General features: G+C 65.2%; 15 protein-coding genes, 2 pseudogenes and 2 riboswitches. Of the genes and pseudogenes, 11 read left to right on the top strand and 6 right to left on the bottom strand.

Translation table 11 applies throughout. From position 1 onward, the window contains the following. Positions 1–2,322 (bottom strand): cobaltochelatase subunit CobN (gene cobN / locus RT028_RS05840; RefSeq protein WP_312933424.1); only part of this gene is annotated, 2,322 nt, incomplete at its 3' end. A 3-nt stretch (positions 2,323–2,325) separates the two neighbouring features. Beyond that, a complete protein-coding gene (cobW, locus tag RT028_RS05835; RefSeq protein WP_312933422.1) occupies positions 2,326–3,396 on the bottom strand; it encodes a cobalamin biosynthesis protein CobW in 1,071 nt (356 codons plus the stop codon). 98 nt (positions 3,397–3,494) lie between these two features. Then, positions 3,495–3,676: riboswitch (cobalamin riboswitch) on the bottom strand. Positions 3,677–3,917: 241 nt separating this feature from the next. After that, positions 3,918–4,154: riboswitch (cobalamin riboswitch) on the top strand. Between the two features lie 93 nt (positions 4,155–4,247). Between cobW and RT028_RS05830 the strand changes: the two genes are divergently transcribed. The 6 genes from RT028_RS05830 to RT028_RS05805 all read left to right on the top strand — a co-directional run bounded on the left by RT028_RS05830 (position 4,248) and on the right by RT028_RS05805 (position 10,457). Further along, entirely contained in the window at positions 4,248–4,433 is a 186-nt protein-coding gene (locus RT028_RS05830; protein ID WP_312933420.1) for a CbtB-domain containing protein, read from the top strand. Between the two features lie 24 nt (positions 4,434–4,457). Further along, positions 4,458–5,147, top strand: a complete 690-nt coding sequence (locus RT028_RS05825; protein ID WP_312933418.1) for a CbtA family protein — start codon at positions 4,458–4,460, stop codon at positions 5,145–5,147. Further along, positions 5,134–5,550, top strand: coding sequence for a cobalamin biosynthesis protein (locus RT028_RS05820; RefSeq protein WP_409567178.1), 417 nt, complete (start codon positions 5,134–5,136; stop codon positions 5,548–5,550). The genes RT028_RS05825 and RT028_RS05820 overlap by 14 nt, the downstream gene beginning before the upstream one ends. 31 nt (positions 5,551–5,581) lie before the next feature. Then, positions 5,582–6,328, top strand: a complete 747-nt coding sequence (cobM, locus tag RT028_RS05815) for a precorrin-4 C(11)-methyltransferase (protein ID WP_312933414.1) — start codon at positions 5,582–5,584, stop codon at positions 6,326–6,328. A 237-nt stretch (positions 6,329–6,565) separates the two neighbouring features. Beyond that, positions 6,566–7,180 carry a response regulator transcription factor gene (locus tag RT028_RS05810; RefSeq protein ID WP_312933412.1) on the top strand — a complete coding sequence of 205 codons (615 nt, stop codon included), beginning with the start codon at positions 6,566–6,568 and terminating at the stop codon, positions 7,178–7,180. 7 nt (positions 7,181–7,187) lie between these two features. Beyond that, positions 7,188–10,457 carry a transporter substrate-binding domain-containing protein gene (locus RT028_RS05805; protein ID WP_312933426.1) on the top strand — a complete coding sequence of 1,090 codons (3,270 nt, stop codon included), beginning with the start codon at positions 7,188–7,190 and terminating at the stop codon, positions 10,455–10,457. On the opposite strand, the pseudogene RT028_RS20300 reads toward RT028_RS05805, so the two are convergent. The 3 genes and pseudogenes from RT028_RS20300 to RT028_RS05795 all read right to left on the bottom strand — a co-directional run. After that, a pseudogene (locus tag RT028_RS20300) lies at positions 10,432–10,863 on the bottom strand (methyl-accepting chemotaxis protein); the annotation flags it as partial. The gene RT028_RS05805 and the pseudogene RT028_RS20300 overlap by 26 nt on opposite strands. A gap of 105 nt (positions 10,864–10,968) precedes the next feature. Then, positions 10,969–11,751 (bottom strand): annotated as a pseudogene (locus RT028_RS20295) (PAS domain-containing protein); the annotation flags it as partial. 86 nt (positions 11,752–11,837) lie between these two features. Beyond that, positions 11,838–12,857 carry a LacI family DNA-binding transcriptional regulator gene (locus RT028_RS05795; protein WP_312933409.1) on the bottom strand — a complete coding sequence of 340 codons (1,020 nt, stop codon included), beginning with the start codon at positions 12,855–12,857 and terminating at the stop codon, positions 11,838–11,840. 207 nt (positions 12,858–13,064) lie between these two features. Between RT028_RS05795 and RT028_RS05790 the strand changes: the two genes are divergently transcribed. The 3 genes from RT028_RS05790 to RT028_RS05780 all read left to right on the top strand — a co-directional run bounded on the left by RT028_RS05790 (position 13,065) and on the right by RT028_RS05780 (position 15,490). After that, entirely contained in the window at positions 13,065–13,604 is a 540-nt protein-coding gene (locus RT028_RS05790) for a gluconokinase (protein ID WP_312933407.1), read from the top strand. Positions 13,605–13,720: 116 nt separating this feature from the next. Beyond that, positions 13,721–15,073, top strand: coding sequence for a GntP family permease (locus RT028_RS05785; protein WP_312933405.1), 1,353 nt, complete (start codon positions 13,721–13,723; stop codon positions 15,071–15,073). 90 nt (positions 15,074–15,163) lie between these two features. Continuing rightward, positions 15,164–15,490, top strand: a complete 327-nt coding sequence (locus RT028_RS05780) for a hypothetical protein (protein ID WP_312933403.1) — start codon at positions 15,164–15,166, stop codon at positions 15,488–15,490. A 16-nt stretch (positions 15,491–15,506) separates the two neighbouring features. Here RT028_RS05780 and xerC read toward each other — a convergent pair whose 3' ends face one another. Then, entirely contained in the window at positions 15,507–16,421 is a 915-nt protein-coding gene (gene xerC / locus RT028_RS05775) for a tyrosine-type recombinase/integrase (RefSeq protein WP_312933401.1), read from the bottom strand. 247 nt (positions 16,422–16,668) lie between these two features. On the opposite strand from xerC, the gene RT028_RS05770 reads away from it, so the two are divergent. Continuing rightward, positions 16,669–17,316 carry a DUF1345 domain-containing protein gene (locus RT028_RS05770; protein WP_312933399.1) on the top strand — a complete coding sequence of 216 codons (648 nt, stop codon included), beginning with the start codon at positions 16,669–16,671 and terminating at the stop codon, positions 17,314–17,316. Between the two features lie 236 nt (positions 17,317–17,552). Beyond that, positions 17,553–17,813 (top strand): DUF1652 domain-containing protein, encoded by a 261-nt coding sequence (locus RT028_RS05765; RefSeq protein ID WP_312933397.1) that lies wholly within the window; start codon positions 17,553–17,555, stop codon positions 17,811–17,813. Positions 17,814–17,892: the final 79 nt, after the last annotated feature.

Here is a 17,892-nt window from a genome sequence, read left to right as displayed (position 1 = left end):
GACGACAACGTCATCTTCGGCAATGCGACGCGCGTCATCGACGCCTTGCAGGCCGGCGGGTCGAGGGCCTGCCCACGGCTCACCGAGGTCGCAATCGAGCGGGTCGAAGCCCAGCGCCTGGGCTTTGGCCAACGCCCGCAACAGGCTGGCATTGGCGCCCTGTCCGTCACCGCGCGCCACCCGCAGCAGGGCCAGCAGTGTGTCGCGGCGCAGGCGTCCTGCAGGCGACTGCCCAAACACGTGCAGGCCATCACGAATCTGCGATTCCTTGAGGTCGCACAGGTACGTATCGAGCCGTGGCAACCACAGCGCAGCATCGTCCAGCTGGCCTTCGAGCTGCAACTCGCGATCGATGTGGTTGGCTTTGACCAGCTCCAGAATTTCGCGTTGCAGCTCACGGGCACGGCGTGGATCGAGCAGTTGTGCGTCGTAGTATTCGTCGGCCAGGCGCTCCAGATGGCGCAGTGGGCCGTAGGTTTCGGCGCGGGTCAGCGGCGGCATCAGGTGATCGATGATGACCGCCTGGGTGCGGCGCTTGGCTTGGGCGCCCTCGCCCGGGTCATTGACGATGAACGGGTAGATGTTGGGCATCGGCCCCAACAGTGCGTCGGGCCAGCACTCGGCCGACAGGCCCACACCTTTGCCCGGCAACCACTCGAGGTTGCCGTGCTTGCCGACATGGATCAGCGCATCGCTGCCGTAGTCGTGGCGCAGCCAGAAGTAGAACGCCAGATAGCCATGGGGCGGTACCAGGTCCGGGTCGTGATAGACCGCGCTGGGGTCGACCTGGTAGCCACGCGCCGGCTGAATGCCGACGAAAGTCAGGCCAAAGCGCAGGCCGGCGACCATCATCCGCCCGCTGCGAAACATCGGGTCTTGCTCGGGCGGGCCCCAGCGTTCGAGCACGGCCTGGCGATTGGCCGCCGGCAGCCGAGCGAAGGCACGCTGGTAGTCATCCAGGCTCAGGCTTTGCGCGCAGGGGCGTTGGTCGAGGTGGTCGAGGTCGTTGGTCACGCCACCCAACAGCGCCTGGATCAGCGAGGTGCCGCTGTCTGGCAGCTCGCCCAGCGGATAGCCCTGGTCTTTCAACGCGCGCAGGATGTTGAGTGCCGCCCCCGGCGTGTCGAGGCCTACACCGTTGCCGATGCGGCCATCGCGGGTCGGGTAGTTGGCCAGGACCAGGGCGATGCGTTTCTGCCCGGCAGGCAGCCGCGCCAGGGCCACCCAGCGGCGGGCCAGCTCGGCAACGAAATCCATGCGCTCGGGGTGCGCACGGTAGCAGACCACATCGGACTGGCTGCGCTCGCTGCGCCAGGCCAGGTCCTTGAAGCTGATCGGCCGAGTGATGACGCGCCCATCGAGCTCGGGCAACACGATGTGCATGGCCAGGTCCCGCGCGCCGAGGCCTTGCTCGTTCGCCTCCCAGGCGGGCTGGTTGTCTTGCGCGCAGATCGCCTGCAGCACCGGTATGTCGCGGCGCAGCGGGCGCAGGTTGGGCCGCTCGGGGCTCGACAGGGCAAAGCCGGTGGTGTTGATGATCACCTCGGCCTCGACCTCGTCCATCCAGGCCTGCACCTGCTCCAGACAACCCGGCTCCTTGAGACTGGCCACTGCCATTGGCAAGGGGTTGAGCCCGGCTGCCAGCAGGCGCTCGCAGAACACGTCGATGAAGCCGGTGTTGGCCGCTTGCAGGTGCGAGCGGTAGAACAGCAGCGGCGCGACCGGCTGATCGGCCTGCCACTGGCCGTACCAGTCCTGCAGCGTGGCGTTGGCCACCTGTGGGTGATAAACGCTGGTGCGCGGCAGCGGCTGCGGTTCGTCCCAGGCATAGTCGCGGTCCAGCCAGGTGCTGGCCAGGCAGTGGAACAGGTTCAGTGCATTGCCTTTGCCGCCCTGGCGCAGGTAGTGCCAGAGCCGCTCGGCGCGAGCATCACGCACACTGCCCAGGCCCGTCAGCTCGGGATCCGGGCGGTCATCGCCAGGCACCAGGATCAACTCGACACCGCGGCTCGCCAGTTCCACCAACTGCTCGACGCCATAGCGCCAGTAGCCCACCCCGCCATGCAGCGACACCAGGATTACCTTGGCGTGGCGCAGCACCTCGTCGACGTAGAGATCGACCGAAGCGTGATTCTGCACCTGCATGGGGTTGGCCAGGCGCACGCTGGGGTAGTCGGCCGGCAATTGCTCGGCTGTCTCGGCCAGCAGCGCCAGGTGCGAGTCACCGCTGCAGAGGATCACCAGCTCGGCGGGGGTCTGGCCGAGGTCCGCGATGCTGTCGTCCGGCACGAAGCCGCCGGGCTGGGTCCGCAGCAGGTGCATCGATCAGGCGCCCAGGGCCTGGCGCAGGCGCGTGCCGAGCAACTCGGCGTCGAGGTCCTGGCCGATCAGTACCAGGCGCGTGATGCGTGGTTCGTCGCTGCGCCATGGGCGATCGAAATGCTTGTCGAAGCGGCTGCCGACCCCCTGGATCAGCAGGCGCATGGGCTTGCCGGGAATGGCGGCGAAGCCTTTGGCGCGCAGGATGCCGAACTCGGCGACCAGCTGGCTCAGGGCTTCGAGCAGCACGCGCTCGTCGGCCTCGGGCAGGTCGAGGGAAATGGAGTCGAAGGCGTCGTGGTCATGGTCGTCGTGCTCGCCATCGTCGTCGTGGTGCGAGTCGTGGTGGGTGCGGCGCCCATCGATGTGCGCTTCGGACTCGGCAGCCAACCCCAGCAGCACGTCCAACGGCAGGCGGCCGCTGCTCGCTTCGATCACCTTGACCGCTGGCGGCAGCTCTTCCTGCACTTCGGCGCGTACGCGCGCCAGGCCGTCGGCGTCGATCAGGTCGGCCTTGTTCAGCACCACCAGGTCGGCGCTGGCCAGTTGGTCGGCGAACAGCTCATGCAGCGGCGATTCGTGGTCGAGATTGGGGTCGAGCTTGCGCTGTGCATCGACCTGGTCGGGGTAGGCAGCAAAGGTGCCCGCTGCGACCGCCGGGCTGTCGACCACGGTGATCACGGCATCGACGGTACAGGCGTTGCGGATTTCCGGCCACTGGAAGGCCTGCACCAACGGCTTGGGCAGGGCCAGGCCGCTGGTTTCGATGAGAATGTGGTCCAGATCGCCACGGCGCGCGACCAGCTCGCGCATCACCGGGAAGAACTCCTCCTGCACGGTGCAGCACAGGCAGCCATTGGCCAGCTCGTACACCCGTCCCTGGGCCTCTTCTTCGCTGCAGCCGATGCTGCACTGCTTGAGCAGGTCGCCATCGATGCCCAGTTCGCCGAACTCGTTGACGATGACCGCGATGCGCCGGCCCTGGGCGTTATCGAGCATGTGCCGCAGCAAGGTGGTTTTGCCCGAGCCGAGAAAGCCGGTGACGATGGTAACGGGGAGCTTGGCCAGTGTTTTCATGTCTCAGTGCCCTTGGCAGAAGGCGCGGGCATGCCGGACGACCGCCCGCGACCAGAACGGCCGGGCGTACTCGCCACCGGATCACCCCGCCCGGTTGATAGTCGAATGCGTGTCGAGGCAGGTCGCCTGGCTCGCACCGTAATGTGGAACGGCGCCAGCATGCGCGTGCGCAGCGGCCATGCCGATCGGCTTCGGTGCTTACAGTTGCGGGGGCAGCCGCGGCTTGAACCGCGTTCCCCTCTTCGGCGGGTGTGGAGACGCCTGACCTTCAGACAGGCACGCTCGCACAGCGCCTAGCCCAGGGAAGCAGCTCCCCGGGAACCTCAAAGCGGCAAGGCTACGCAGTGCCCTGCATGGGGTCAACCGCTGGTGGTGATTGACGCGCAAATACGTCGCATGATTTGCTTGGCACCTCTGAAAAGTCTTGTTACTTGTTCAGGCGATGTTGAAAACGCTGTGGGGCTTCTGGTCTCTGCCGTTTTCACCTCGCCCGGCCGCGTGCCAAGACCATGCAGGGCGTGCCCAGCGCACGTGCGTCAGGTGCCCCCCAGGGGGTGAAACGGGAAACCGGTGCGTCTGGGCTGCAACAGCAGACCAGACAAGGCCGGTGCTGCCCCCGCAACGGTAAGCGAGCCAAGCGTCCAGACAGCCACTGCGCCCAAGGCATGCCCTGCAAGCGTGGGAAGGTGGACGCGCTGCACGAGGCGCCTGGCGCCTGCTCGCAAGCCCGGAGACCGGCCTGTCGCATCGAACAACCCCCGCGGTGGGCGGGCGCGGTTGCAGGCACCTGACGCATTCGCGCCCGGGCCCGCCGCGCGTGGCCTGCCGTTTTCCCAGCCGAGGATCACGTCATGCCCGTTACCAGCGCCAAACCTGCGATCACCGCCCCCGCCACCCTCAGCCAGCGCCTGACCCTGGCCATCGGCGCCAGCCTGCTGGGCTTGTGCCTGGTGTATTTCGCCGGCTTCTCGCACATCGAAGCGGTGCACAACGCTGCCCATGACACCCGGCACAGCGCCGCCTTCCCCTGCCACTGATCCCTCAACCTCGAGTACGCCCGCATGATCACTCGCATCGCCCGTACCGCTGGGTTCAGCGGCTTGCTTGCCGCGCTGTTGCTGACGTTGCTGCAAAGCCTCTGGGTCAGCCCGCTGATCCTCAAGGCCGAGACCTACGAGAACGCCGCGCCCGCCACCCAGATGCATGCGCATGCCGAGGCGGCTGCGGCCCACGAGCCCGCCGCCGAGGCGTGGGAGCCGGAAGATGGCTGGCAGCGCGTGCTGTCCACCACCGGTGGCAACCTGGTCGTCGCAGTGGGTTTTGCGCTGATCCTCGCCGCGTTGTACAGCCTGCGTGAGCCCAACCGGGTTGCCACCGGCGCGCTGTGGGGCTTGGCCGGCTTTGCCGTGTTCTGCCTGGCGCCGACCCTGGGCCTGCCGCCAGAGTTGCCGGGCACTGCAGCCGCCGACCTCGCCCAACGCCAGAGCTGGTGGATGGGCACCGCCGCCGCCACCGCGGCGGGGCTGGGCTTGCTGGTATTCGGCCGCTCCTGGCTGCTCAAGGGCCTGGGCGCGGTGCTGCTGGTGCTTCCGCACCTGATCGGCGCGCCGCAGCCAGAGGTGCATGAGAGCCTCGCGCCGCAAGCGCTGGAAGCGCAGTTCAAGATCGCCTCGTGGCTGACCAACGCCGTGTTCTGGGTGGCCCTGGGCCTGCTGAGCACCTGGCTCTACCGCCGTGCTGCGCGTGCCTGAGCCCGAACCGGAGCCTGCGCTGTACGCAGGCTTCGGCTGCCGCAAAGGTTGCCCCGCCGAGCACCTTGAGGCGCTGCTGCTGCAGACCCTGCGCCAGCATCGGCTGTCACTGACCGCCGTGCGCGGCATCGCCAGCCTGGCCAGCAAGGCCCAGGAACCGGGCCTGCTGGCATTGGCCGCGAAGCTGCAGCTGCCGCTGCAGGTGTTTCAAAGCGCAAGCCTTGCCGACCTGGAACCCCTGCTCAGCCATCGATCACCCATCGTCTTTGCGCACAGTGGCTGCTGGGGCGTAGCCGAGAGCACTGCACTGGCCGCTGCCCGGCAGGTCGAAGGCCGCTGTGCGCTGAGGGTGACCCGGCAGATTCACGGCCCCGCTACCCTTGCGCTGGCCTGGCGGGGATAATCGCGGCCCTCCCTTTTTTGCAGGACGTATCATGACGGTCTATTTCATCGGTGCCGGCCCCGGCGACCCCGAGCTGATCACGGTCAAGGGCCAGCGGCTGATTCGTCAGTGCCCGGTGATCATCTACGCCGGCTCGCTGGTGCCTGAAGCAGTGCTGGTCGGGCATCAGGCCGTCACGCTGCTCAACAGCGCCGAACTGCACCTCGAGCAGATCGTCGATGCCATGCGCGAGGCTCATGGGCGGGGTCAGGACGTGGCGCGGGTACACAGTGGCGATCCCAGCCTGTACGGCGCCATCGGTGAACAGATCGCCCATCTGCGCCGGCATGACATTCCGTATCAGATCATCCCTGGCGTGACCGCCACGGCGGCCAGCGCCGCCCTGCTCGGCTGCGAACTGACCCTGCCGGGGGTGGCGCAGACGGTGATCCTGACCCGCTACGGCGACCGCTCGCCCTTGCCTGAAGGCGAGCGCCTGGCTGACCTTGCCCGGCATGGCTGCACCCTGGCGATCCACCTCGGTGTCAAGCATCTGGCACAGATCGTCGCCGAACTGCTGCCGCATTACGGTGCGCACTGCCCGGTCGCAGTGGTCCACCGCGCCAGCTGGCCGGACCAGGACTGGGTGCTCGGCACCCTGGAGACCATTAGCGCGCAGGTTGAGCAAAAAGGCTTCCGTCGCACGGCGTTGATTCTAGTGGGCCATGTCCTGGGTGACACGCCGTTCAGCGAGTCCGCGCTGTACCGTGCCAGCCACGCACACCTGTTCAGACCTTGAAGTGCGCAGTGACACCGGTCATCGACCCTTCCTACAGACCCTGGTGCAGCGCCTAGACTAGATCTAGCCGAGAGGTTTGTAGGAATTTTCCTCAGATTATCCTGACTTTTTCAACGCTTCCCCCGGCGCCGTTACCAAGCATTCCGATTCGACGTATGGTGCGCCTCCCCGCTGAGGCAGCGGCGTGTTCCTGGGTGATTTCAGGAAACGGACCACATTTCCGATAGGAGTTTCCCTATGACCAGCGTCCTGGTAGTTGATGACCACGCTGCCATCCGCTTCGCTGTGAGCATGTTGCTTGAAAACCACAATTTCCACCTGCTCGGCACGGCCAATGATGGCATTCAAGCAGTCGAGATGGCGCGCAAGCTGCAACCCGACGTGGTAATCCTGGACATCGCCTTGCCCCGCCTGGACGGCATGGAGGTGATCAAGCGCTTGCAGTTGATGGATCAGGCACCGAAGATCATGGTCCTCACCGGTCAGCCGGCCGACCTCTACGTGCGGCGCTGCCTGGATGCGGGCATTTCGGCGTTCGTCAACAAGGATGAGGACCTCGACTCTCTGCTCTTCGCCCTCAAGGCCATGATCAAGGGTTACTCGACGTTTCCTCAGATGTCAGTCAATAGCAGTTCCCTGGAGAGCGAAGCGAACCGGCTGGGCAGCCTCTCCAATCGTGAGGTCGAAGTGTTGCGCCGCCTCACCCGAGGCGAAAGCAACAAATACATCGGTGAGAAAATGAACCTCAGCGCCAAGACCATCAGTACTTACCGCGGTCGCATCATGGACAAGCTCAAGACCGAGTCGCTGGTAGAAATGGTCGACCTGGCCAAACGCAACAACGTCAATTGAATGAGGAATCAAGCCGATGCTGCCAGCGCTGTTGCTGACAGGGCTGTTGGCCGTATCGGCTTACGCCCAGGCCCAGATCGACAGCGAGCCACGGCAATTGTTGGCGCGCTCGCAAAGCGCCGCACCGCCCCTGGTGCTTGCCCCTGCCGACCGCCAGTGGCTCACTCAGCGCAAGGCTCTGGTGCTGGGCAGCTCGACGCCTGATTACCCACCCTTTGAGATCAACACAAGCCTGAAAGACTACGAGGGCTTGAGCGCCGACTACGCGGGGCTGATCGGTGAACAACTGGGCGTGCCTATCGAGGTACAACGCTTCGCCACTCGACAGGACGCCATCGAAGCCTTGCACAACGGGCAGATCGACCTGCTCGGCAGCTCCAATGCCTTCGAGGCGGCTGACGCCAACCTCACGCTCAGCCAGCCCTACACCGATGACCTGCCAGTCATCGTCACCCAACCCGGGCGCAGCTTGCGCAAGAGCGATGACCTTACTGGCCTGCGCCTGGCCACTGTCGATCACTACCTGCCCACCGATACCGTGCGGCGGCTGTACCCCAATGCGCAACTGACCCTCTACCGCTCGACACTCGCCGGGCTGGCGGCCGTGGCGCTGAACCAGGCAGATGTCTACCTGGGCGATGCGATCAGCACTGACTACCTGATCGGCATGAGCTACTCCGGGCAACTGAAGATCGACCACTTCGTCAACGTCCCCGCCGGCGCGTTCGCCTTCGCCATGAAGCACGACAACACGCCACTCCAACGCCTGGTGGATCAGGCGCTGGCGCGCATCTTCAACAGCGAACGGCTGAGCATCCTGCGCCGCTGGACCAGCGGCAATACCAGCATCCTGCTGGAGCACCACCTCAGCGCATTGACCGCCGAGGAACAGCGGTGGATCGACCATCACCCGACGATACGGGTACTGGTCACCGACAGCCTGGCGCCACTGACGTTCAATGATGCCAATCAGCAGCCACGCGGCGCCACGTTCGATCTGCTCGAACAGATCAGCCTGCGCACGGGCCTGCGCTTTCAGATCGTGCAGCGTCATTCGGTGCAGGACATGGTCGATCAGGTTGCCCGCGGCGACGCCGAGATCGTCGGCGCACTGGGCTATGGCGCCGAGCGTGCAGCGCGACTGCGCTACACCCGGCCCTACCTGGTCAGCCCACGGGTACTGGTCACCCACAGCGACTTGCCCGACATCACCACCGGCCAGCTCGACCGCCAGCGTGTGGCGTTGCTGACCGGCTCGCCGCTGCGTGCGATTCTCGGCGAGCGCTACCCGCGCCTGACCTTCGTCGAAGTGAAGAACCCCCTGCTCATGATGGAAGCGGTGGCCAATGGTCAGGCGGATGTCGCCTATAGCACGCAGATCAACGCGGCCTATTACATCAATCACGTGTTCAAAGGGGCATTGAAAATCACCTCGGTGGTAGACGATGAACCGGCGGTGGCGGCCTTCGGTGTTGCCCCACAACTGCCGTTGCTGCAGAACATCCTGGACAAGGCGCTGGTCAGCATCCCGCCTGACGAGCTTGAGCAACTGATCAACCGCTGGCGGGTCAACGCCGTGGCCAGCGACAGCCCGTGGCGTAATTACCGCACGCTGATGCTGCAACTGGGCGGTTTCGCGCTGGTGCTGCTGGCGGGCGTGGTGTTCTGGAACACCTACTTGCGCAAGCTGATTCACCAGCGCACCGAAGCGCAACAGGCCTTGCAGGCCCAACTGGCGCTGAGCCGCAGCCTGCTCGAGCAACTGCGCCAGGCCAAGAACGATGCCGAACAGGCCAGCCAGGCCAAGAGCACTTTCCTCGCCACCATGAGCCATGAGATCCGCACGCCCATGAACGCGGTGATCGGCCTGCTGGAACTGGCCGTGGAAGACGGCCGACGCGGGCAGTGCGACATGGTGTCGTTGAAGACCGCGCATGAGTCGGCCATCGGCCTGCTGGAACTGATCGGCGATATCCTCGACATCTCCCGTGTCGAAGCCGGCCACCTGACCCTGCACCCGGCCCCTGCCGACCTGCTGGATATCGTCCGCGCCACCGTGCGCGTGTTCGAGGGCAATGCCCGAATCAAAGGCCTGGCGCTACAGCTGCACGCCCCGCAGCAAGCGGCGTGGGTGATGGTCGACGCGGTGCGGTTTCGCCAGGTGCTGTCGAACCTGTTGAGCAACGCGATCAAGTTCACCGAGCACGGCAAGGTCGTGGTCTCGCTGCAACTCAGCGAGCTGCCGGATGGCGACCGTGTGGCCGTCGAGTTGCAGGTACAGGACAGCGGTCTGGGCATCAGCGTGGCGGACCAGACGCGACTGTTCAGCGCCTTTACCCAGCTCGACAGCGGGCGCGCCCGCCAGGGCGCGGGGCTGGGGCTGGTCATCAGCCGCACCTTGTGCGAACTGATGGGCGGCCAGCTGGAATTGCAGAGTGTCGAAGGCGTGGGCACGCGTGTGGTCGTGCAACTGAGCCTGGCCTGCACGGCGCCGATGCCGGTGCAGGCGCCTGCGCACGAGACCGCCCCCATGACGGCCAGTGCGCTGAGCATTCTGGTCGTCGACGACTACCCCGCCAACCTGCTGCTGATGGACAAGCAGCTCGCCGCACTGGGCCACCGCGTGGTCCTGGCCGAACAGGGCGCCGTCGCCCTGGCCCTGTGGCAGGAGCAGGCATTCGATCTGGTGATCACCGACTGCAGCATGCCGGTGATGGACGGTCATGCTCTGACCCGGCGCATTCGTGAGCTCGAGCAGCACGGTGGCCGGCCGCGCTGCCGGATTCTCGGTATCACCGCCAATGCGCAGGCCGAAGAACGCCAGCGCTGCCTGCTGAGCGGCATGGATGACTGCCTGTTCAAACCGGTCGGTCTGCAGGCCCTCAAGGCGCACCTGCCGAGCGCAGCGCAGCCGCCGGGTGTGGCATCCACCAGTGGCTTCGACCTGAACAACCTGCTGCACCTCACCCAAGGGGACGCCAAACTGGTGCGGCGCTTGCTCGAACAGCTCGCCAAGAGCAATGACGAAGACCTCAAGGCCTTGCAGACCCTGGGCAGCGCGCCGTCGACCGACGCGGTGCAGGCGCTGGTTCATCGGATCAAGGGCGGCGCAAAAATGCTCAAGGTCAGAACGGTGGTGGCGCAGTGCGAGGTGCTGGAAGCCGCCTGCACCGCCGGGCAGCCGCTGGAGGCGGCGCGGTGCGCGCTGGAAGCCGGCCTGCAGACGCTGGCGCGCGAGCTGAGCGATGGGCTCAGTGCAACTGAAGTGTCGAGCTGATCTGGCTGATGGCATCGACCACGTGACGTGAGCCCTGCTGGATTTCCATGATCACCGTCCCTGCCTCGTTGGCCAGCGCCACGCCACGTCCGGTGCGACTCAGGCTCGATTGCATGCTGGCCACTGCGGTGAGTGAGAGATCATGGTTCTGGCGCACCACCTCGACAATCTCCAGGGTCGCCTTGCTGGTGCGCGCCGCCAGGCTGCGCACCTCATCGGCCACCACCGCAAACCCGCGCCCGTGCTCACCAGCACGGGCCGCTTCGATGGCCGCGTTGAGGGCCAGCAAATTGGTCTGGTCGGCAATGCCTCGAATGGTCGAGACGATCTGGCCGATCAACGCCGACTGCTGGCTCACCGCATCCAGGCTGCGCGCCGCATCGTTCAACTCCTGGGAAATTTCCTCGATCACTGCCACGGTCTGCTGCACCACGTGCGTACCCTTGCGCGCGCAGGCGTCGGTCTGCACCGAGCTGGCATGGGCGGCATCGGCGGCAGTCTGCTGGGTATTGACCTGGGAGGTGATGTCGCTGGCGAACTTGACCACCTTGAGCAAGCGGCCCTTGTTGTCGAAGATCGGATTGTACGAGGCCTCGAGGTAGACGATACGGCCATGCTTGTCGACGCGCTCGAAACGATGCGAATGGTACTCGCCGCGGTTGAGCGAAGCCCAGAACTCGCGGTACTCGGCCGATTCGCGCTCGCTGGGCAGACAGAACAGGCTGTGATGGCGGCCGACCACTTCGGCGAGCGTGTAGCCCAGGGTCTTGAGGAAGTTGTCGTTGGCAGCGAGCACCTCGCCCTCGGGCGAGAACTCGACCACGGCCATGGAGCGGCCAATGGCCTGGAGCAGGCTGTCCTGCTCGTGCGCCTGCTGCACGCGGTGGGTAATATCGGCAGCAACCTTGATGACTCGTACCACCTGTGCCTGCTCATTGAGCACGGGCATGTAGCTCGCCTCGAGCCACACCTCACGGCCGTGCTTGTCGCGCCGCTCAAAGGTGCCGCTGATCGGGATACCCCCGGCAAGGTCGTGCCAGAACTGGCGATAGGTCTCGCTGTGCGCGTACGCAGGGTCGCAGAACAGCTGATGATGCTGGCCACGCAGTTCGTCGATGCTGTAGCCGGTGGCCTCGCAGAAACGTGCGTTGGCATCGAGGATGGTGCCATCGGGCGCGAATTCGATGATCGCCATGGAGCGATCGAGGGCAGCCTGCCTGGCCTTTCGTTCGCCCAGTGCCTGGTGGCAGCGCTGAATCTCGATCAGATCGGACTTGCGATGATAATCGAACATGACGCCGGCCTCCTTTATGCACGGTGATGCAAGCATATCTCGACGCCCTTGGCTGGCAAGCCATTTGCCAGCACGTTCGTCGGTTATCAGCTGCTTTCACGGACCATCAGCTCGAAGCCCAGATCTTGCCGGGCTGCAGTCACCCGTTTGCCGTCCAGTTGCGCCAGCAGCGCCTGGGCCGCCGCGCGACCAACGGCGGCCCGTGGCGTGCGGATGGAGGTCAGCCGCGGGACCGTGTGCGCCGAGGCTGGCAGGTCGTTGAAGCCGACCATCGCCACCTGCTCCGGCACCGCCACGCCCAGCCGCAGCGCCTGAAAGATCGCGCCATGGGCCAGGTCGTCGTTGCAGAAGAACAGCCCGTCGAGCGTGGCATCGAAGGCCAGTACCTCGCTGAACAGCGCAGCACCCAGGGCGATCGATGAAGGCTCGGGCGCCAGTCGCTCGAGCTCAGGGGCCGCCAGGCCGGCTTCTGCCAGCCCCTGACGAAAGCCCTGCGCGCGCTGCATGACCCTGGGGTCGAGTTGCGCGGCGATGAAACCGAGCCGCCGGCGACCACGCTCGATCAGGTGCCGGGCCGCAGCGCGTCCGGCCTCGAACTGGGAAAAGCCCACTGACAGCGCGGCGCCCTCGCCCCCCAGTTCCATCATGTGCACACACGGCACGCCACTGGCGGCCAGCATCTGCAACGAAGCGTCGGTGCGGTCGAAGCCGGTCAGCAACATGCCGCAGGGTTGGTAGGCCAGGTAATTGCGGATCAGGTTCTCTTCTTCGGCGGTGTCGTAGTGGTAGTTGCCGATCAGCACTTCCAGGCCGCGCGGGCGCATCACCTCGTGAATCGCTTCGAGGGTATCGATGAACAGCTGATTGGACAGCGAGGGGATCAGCACCACCACCGAATGGCTGCGCGCCGATGCCAGCGCGCGGGCTGCGGGGTTGGCGATGTAGCCCAGCGTCGCGGCAGCGGCGCGAACCTTTTCTGCCAGCGCCGGGGCCACGCTGGTCACGCCGCGCAATGCACGGGAGGCAGTGATCGGCGAGACGCCGGAGAGCCGGGCCACTTCGGCCAGGGTGGGACGACCAGTGGTGCGGGAACCAGTGCGAGTCATAGGCGTTGTAATTTTACTACTTGCGCAGGGTGGGAACGGTCACTAAGGTAGCGCTGTCTCACGACCCAGGCAATGCATCCTTGCTGGCCGACATTGCCTGAGCGTCCATACTGCGTTCAGCACAAAACCAATAAAACCCGGGAAAGCCACGCGCATTGGCTCGCGCCAGTTCAAAGACAGCGCTGTCTTACCCCGCAGGAGGTACTGATGAATCCTTCCCTGTCCGCCCTCGTCGTCATGGGTGTGGCCGGTTGCGGCAAAAGCTGCATCGGTTCTGCCATCGTCGAGAAAAGCGGCGGCCGCCTGATTGAAGGCGATGCCTTTCACCCTGCCGAAAACATTCGCAAGATGAGCGCCGGAATTGCCCTGGATGATGCCGACCGCGCCGGTTGGCTGGTGCGTCTGGGTGAGGAGCTGCAAGCGGCCATCGCTGCCGGCGAGCGGCCGGTGCTGACCTGCTCTGCACTCAAGCGGCGCTACCGCGAAACCCTGCGCGATGCCGTGCCGGGCCTGGGCTTCGTATTCCTCGAACTGAGCCCTGCCGAAGCCGAAAAGCGCGTACTCGCCCGCCCCGGTCACTTCATGCCGGCCAGCCTGATCGCCAGCCAGTTCGCCGCCCTGGAATCGCCCGACGGCGAAATCCTCACCCTTACCCTCGACGCCACCCGCCCCGTGCTGACCCTGGCCGAGCAGGTCGACGCCTGGCTGAAGCCCCAAGGTGGGCCGGGCCTGGCCCGCACCGCCTGAACGGCGGTGACCCGGCTCACCGAAGACAGCGCTGTCTTGCACCCTGATGCGTCAGCGGCTGAATGCGAAAAACGCTGTACCCCGACACAACAACGATAAAACCGAGGCTTACTCCAATGTTCGGACTGGCTACTGATACCTTTCTGCTGCTGGACGCACTGGTCACCATCATTGGGCTGATCGTGCTGATCACCCACTTCAAGGTTCACCCTTTCGTCGCCCTCACCCTGGCTGCCGGCTTTCTTGGCCTGACCTCCGGGATGGAGGTGGCCAAGGTCATGAAATCGTTCCAGGACGGCTTCGGCGGCGTGCTGGGCTTCGTCGGCATCGTGCTGGCGCTGGGCACCATGCTGGGCAAGCTGATGGCCGACTCGGGGGGCGCCGACCAGATCGCTCAGACCCTGATCCGCGCCTTCGGCAAACGCAATGTGCACTGGGCCATGATGTTCTCGGCGTTTCTGGTGGGCATTCCGCTGTTCTTCGAAATCGGCTTCGTGCTGTTGATCCCGCTGGTGTTCATCGTCGCCCGGCGTACCGGGGTGTCGCTGGTCAAGATCGGCATTCCGCTGCTGGCCGGCCTGTCGGTGGTGCACGGCCTGGTGCCGCCACACCCGGGGCCGTTGCTGGCCATCGGCATCTTCAAGGCCGACATCGGCAAGACCATCTTCTATGGCTTGTTGATCGCCCTGCCCACCGCCGTGATCGCCGGTCCGTTGTTCGGCAGTTTCATTTCGCGTTACATCCCCGGGACGCCGTCGCAGGAACTGATGGACCAGATCGCCCGCGAGTCGCAAACGCGCGAGCTGCCAAGCTTTGGTATCACGCTGCTGACCGTGCTGCTGCCCGTGGCGCTGATGCTGCTGAAAACCTTCGCCGATGTGGTGCTGCCGGCCGAACACATCGTGCGCCAGTGGCTCGACCTGATCGGCCACCCCATCACCGCCCTGCTCGCCGCCTTGCTGCTGGCGTTCTACACCTTCGGCTCGGCCCGCGGCTTCTCGCGCCAGCAGATCATGAAGATGCTCGATCAGAGCCTGGCGCCCACGGCGGCCATCGTGCTGATCGTCGGTGCCGGCGGCGGCTTCAAGCAGATGCTGGTGGATACCGGCGTCGGCAACGTGATCGGGCAGATGGCGGTGCAGGCGGAAATCTCGCCGATCCTGCTGGCCTGGCTGGTGGCGGCGGTCATCCGCGTGGCGACCGGGTCCGCGACCGTGGCGACCATTACCGGCGCGGGCATCGTGGCCCCGGTGGTCGACCTGATTCCAGGCGTCAACCGTGAGCTACTGGTCTTGGCCACCGGCGCGGGCTCGCTGATTCTGTCGCACGTCAATGACGCCGGTTTCTGGCTGGTCAAGCAGTACTTCAACATGACAGTGGCCGAGACCCTGAAAACCTGGACGTTGATGGAAACGCTGCTATCGGTGGTGGGCATCATCTTCATCATGGCGCTGTCAACGGTGGTCTGACCGTTGATCGGGAGGCTGGCACCATCTGGCCTCACTGATGGCCAAACGCCCTGTGGTGACCACCGCCATTCAATCGATGGAGTCTGCCTGATGAAACGTACCCTGCTGTTGGCTGCCCTGCTCGCCTCGCCACTGGCGTTTGCCGCTGGCGCTGGGCCTGGCACGGGCTTCCCCGACGATCCGCACAACCCAGCCCCTGCGCCGGGCGTGGAAAGCACCCAGAACCCGATCGAGAAGCCGATGCCGCGCACTACAGATGCGGAGCTCCCCGGCACCGACCCTCGCCGGGTCGATGAGGACCAGCGCCTGCCGGCCGGCAATCAGCGTCTGCCGGGCAATCCGGCCACCGACCAGAGCTTGCCGGGCATGGGCGAGCCCAAACCTGCTACGGCGCCCGCCACCACCACTCAGCCTTGAGCCAGCACAGCGCAGGTCAGTAATCGAACCGATCCACTGCCCTGCGCCGCTCATTGTCGTCACGTCGGTCATAGCTGGCCGTGGTCTGGATATTGGCGTGATGCGCCAGTTTCTGCGCGATCGAGAGGTCGTGTTCCTCGATGACCCGGGTAATGAAGGCCCGGCGAAAATCGTGCGGCATGATCTTGACCCCCACCTGAGCCCCGCGCTGCCGTGCGATGTAGTAGATCGCGTGCTTGGTGATGCGCGCCCGCGTGATGTGGTTGCCGCGGCGGATGCGATTGAACAGGAAACCGTCATCCTCGGCGCCGGCCGGCAGCTGTGACCGGCGCAGCTCCAGCCAGGCCTGAAGCTTCTCGAACGCCCAGGGCGGCGCGTATTTGAGCAGTTGGCGGTTGCCCTTGCCGCGCACGCGCAGGCTGCGCTCCTTGAAATCCACATGGGCGAGGTCGATGTCCACCGACTCCGACTTGCGCATGCCCGTGCCGTAGAGCAAGGCGATGATCGCCGCGTCGCGTACCCCTTGCGGACGCGGGTCGACCGCACACACGTCCATCAATTCGCGGATCAGGCTGCGCCGCAGGTTGCGCCCAGGTGGCAGGCGGGTGCCGGTGTCTGGCTTGACCTCGCGCATTCGCTGCAGGTGCTCATGCTCGATGACGCCCTGGCGCCAAGCTTCGTTCATCACGCCGCGAATGGCATTGACATACAACGACGACGAATTGGGCGCATAGCCGTCCGCGCGCAGCGCTGCTACCAGCCCGATGATGTGGCCGGGTTCCAGGCGGTGCCAAGGCACCTCGGTGATGTCCAGGTCTTCGAAGCCCAGTCGGTCGGCGGCGTCCTGCAGCACGTAGCGCATGGTCTGCTGGCTGGACGGCGCCAGGCGGGCCAGGTATTGCAGCAGGGGGTTATGCAGGAGGTCAGACACAATGCAGGCACCTTGTCGCGTGCTCGAAAGCCGGGGGGTTGCCCGGCGCCGAGCGGGTAGGATTCAGGCCGGCCAGGATTTCACAGGGTTTGTCATGAATCATCGCCAACGCCTTGATCCAGAACGCATGTGCCGGCACTGCAGACGCAACATGGTACGCGATTCATGCAAGCACATCGAACCGTCGAAACCCTGACTGGACGAACAGGGTCTAGAGTCTGGCCTACCCTGACCGACGCGAGCCCCCATGGCACTGCACCGCCTGACCTATTCCCACCCGCGCTTGAGCCTGGCCACCCTGGTGGGCGTGCTGGGCGCCTGGCTGATTCCGGCCGAAGACACCGTGCAGCGCATTCTCGGCGGCTGGAACCTCGGTGTGTGGCTTTACCTTGCGCTGGTACTGGCACTGACCTGCCGCTCAGGCACGGCCAAGGTGCGCCAGGTGGCGCGGATCGAAGACGAGAACGCTGTGCTGGTGCTGCTGACCGTCAGCGTGGCGGCCATTGCCAGCCTGGCGGCGGTGACCCTGCAGCTGGTCTCCAGCAAGGGCCTGCACGGCAGCGCCCTGCTGCTGCATTACCTGTATACCGGTTTCACCATCGCCGGTTCATGGCTGCTGATCGGCACCATCTTCAGCCTGCACTACGCGCGACTGTTCTATACCCACGAGGGTAAAGACCTGCCGCTGCGCTTCGCCGACGGCGAGCGCACGCCTGACTACTGGGACTTCCACTATTTCTCGTTCACCATCAGCGTGGCTGTGCAGACCTCCGACATCGGCGTGGCAGGTCGCCCCATGCGCCGTGTGGTACTGGCCCATTCGCTGGTGGGGTTCGTGTTCAACACGGCGATTCTGGGGTTCACCATCAACATTGCCGCTGGTCTGCTCAACTGACCGCTGGTCTGCCTACCGTTTTGCCTGCCTGACCCCTCTCGGTGCCCTGGCCTGCTCTAACACGGGCTTGCAGCCCAAGGCCAGACACAAACAGCTTGTGAGGGGCTTTGCAGCGTCACGGGTTGGTCATGGGGCAATGGGAACCTGACCTGGCTTGGCTGCTATGGTAATGATTCCCACCCGGGCACGCTCGAGGTTGCCCGATCACCCTGTTCAGGACGAACACGGAGGCTGGCATGAACAAGATGACGTTTCCCAACGCCTGCCAGATGATGCGCTGGCATTTTCACCCCCTTGGCTTCGAAGCCAGCATGGATGCACCGCGCAGCATGATCGCGCGCCTGTTCGACCGCGCTAGCGGCGAAACCCTGATGGCCATTGCTGGCATCCCGTGCTCGGCCATCATGGCGCCGGCGGATGTGGAGCGCATCATCGAAGCGGTCGAGGTTGAGATGGAGGCCTTCGTGCCCTACTGCACGCTGCGTGACGTTGGCTGACGGCGCCAGCGGCGTGTATTTCAGACGTGTAGCTCAAAAGCGCCGCGTGTGCCCTGCGTGCATTGAGGGCAAGGCCTCA

This window comes from Pseudomonas sp., assembly GCF_032058845.1.
In the GTDB taxonomy this organism is placed as follows: domain Bacteria; phylum Pseudomonadota; class Gammaproteobacteria; order Pseudomonadales; family Pseudomonadaceae; genus Aquipseudomonas.
The sequence above is the reverse complement of the archived record's forward strand: the minus strand, read 5'-3'. Positions and strand labels throughout refer to the sequence as shown.

Coding starts and splice junctions, on each gene's coding strand:
- RT028_RS05790 (WP_312933407.1), top strand. CDS start 13,065: ATGAATCCTTCCCTGTCCGCCCTCGTCGTCATGGGTGTGGCCGGTTGC.
- cobW (WP_312933422.1), bottom strand. CDS start 3,396: ATGAAAACACTGGCCAAGCTCCCCGTTACCATCGTCACCGGCTTTCTC.
- RT028_RS05780 (WP_312933403.1), top strand. CDS start 15,164: ATGAAACGTACCCTGCTGTTGGCTGCCCTGCTCGCCTCGCCACTGGCG.
- RT028_RS05810 (WP_312933412.1), top strand. CDS start 6,566: ATGACCAGCGTCCTGGTAGTTGATGACCACGCTGCCATCCGCTTCGCT.
- RT028_RS05770 (WP_312933399.1), top strand. CDS start 16,669: ATGGCACTGCACCGCCTGACCTATTCCCACCCGCGCTTGAGCCTGGCC.
- RT028_RS05830 (WP_312933420.1), top strand. CDS start 4,248: ATGCCCGTTACCAGCGCCAAACCTGCGATCACCGCCCCCGCCACCCTC.
- RT028_RS05795 (WP_312933409.1), bottom strand. CDS start 12,857: ATGACTCGCACTGGTTCCCGCACCACTGGTCGTCCCACCCTGGCCGAA.
- RT028_RS05785 (WP_312933405.1), top strand. CDS start 13,721: ATGTTCGGACTGGCTACTGATACCTTTCTGCTGCTGGACGCACTGGTC.
- cobM (WP_312933414.1), top strand. CDS start 5,582: ATGACGGTCTATTTCATCGGTGCCGGCCCCGGCGACCCCGAGCTGATC.
- RT028_RS05765 (WP_312933397.1), top strand. CDS start 17,553: ATGAACAAGATGACGTTTCCCAACGCCTGCCAGATGATGCGCTGGCAT.
- RT028_RS05825 (WP_312933418.1), top strand. CDS start 4,458: ATGATCACTCGCATCGCCCGTACCGCTGGGTTCAGCGGCTTGCTTGCC.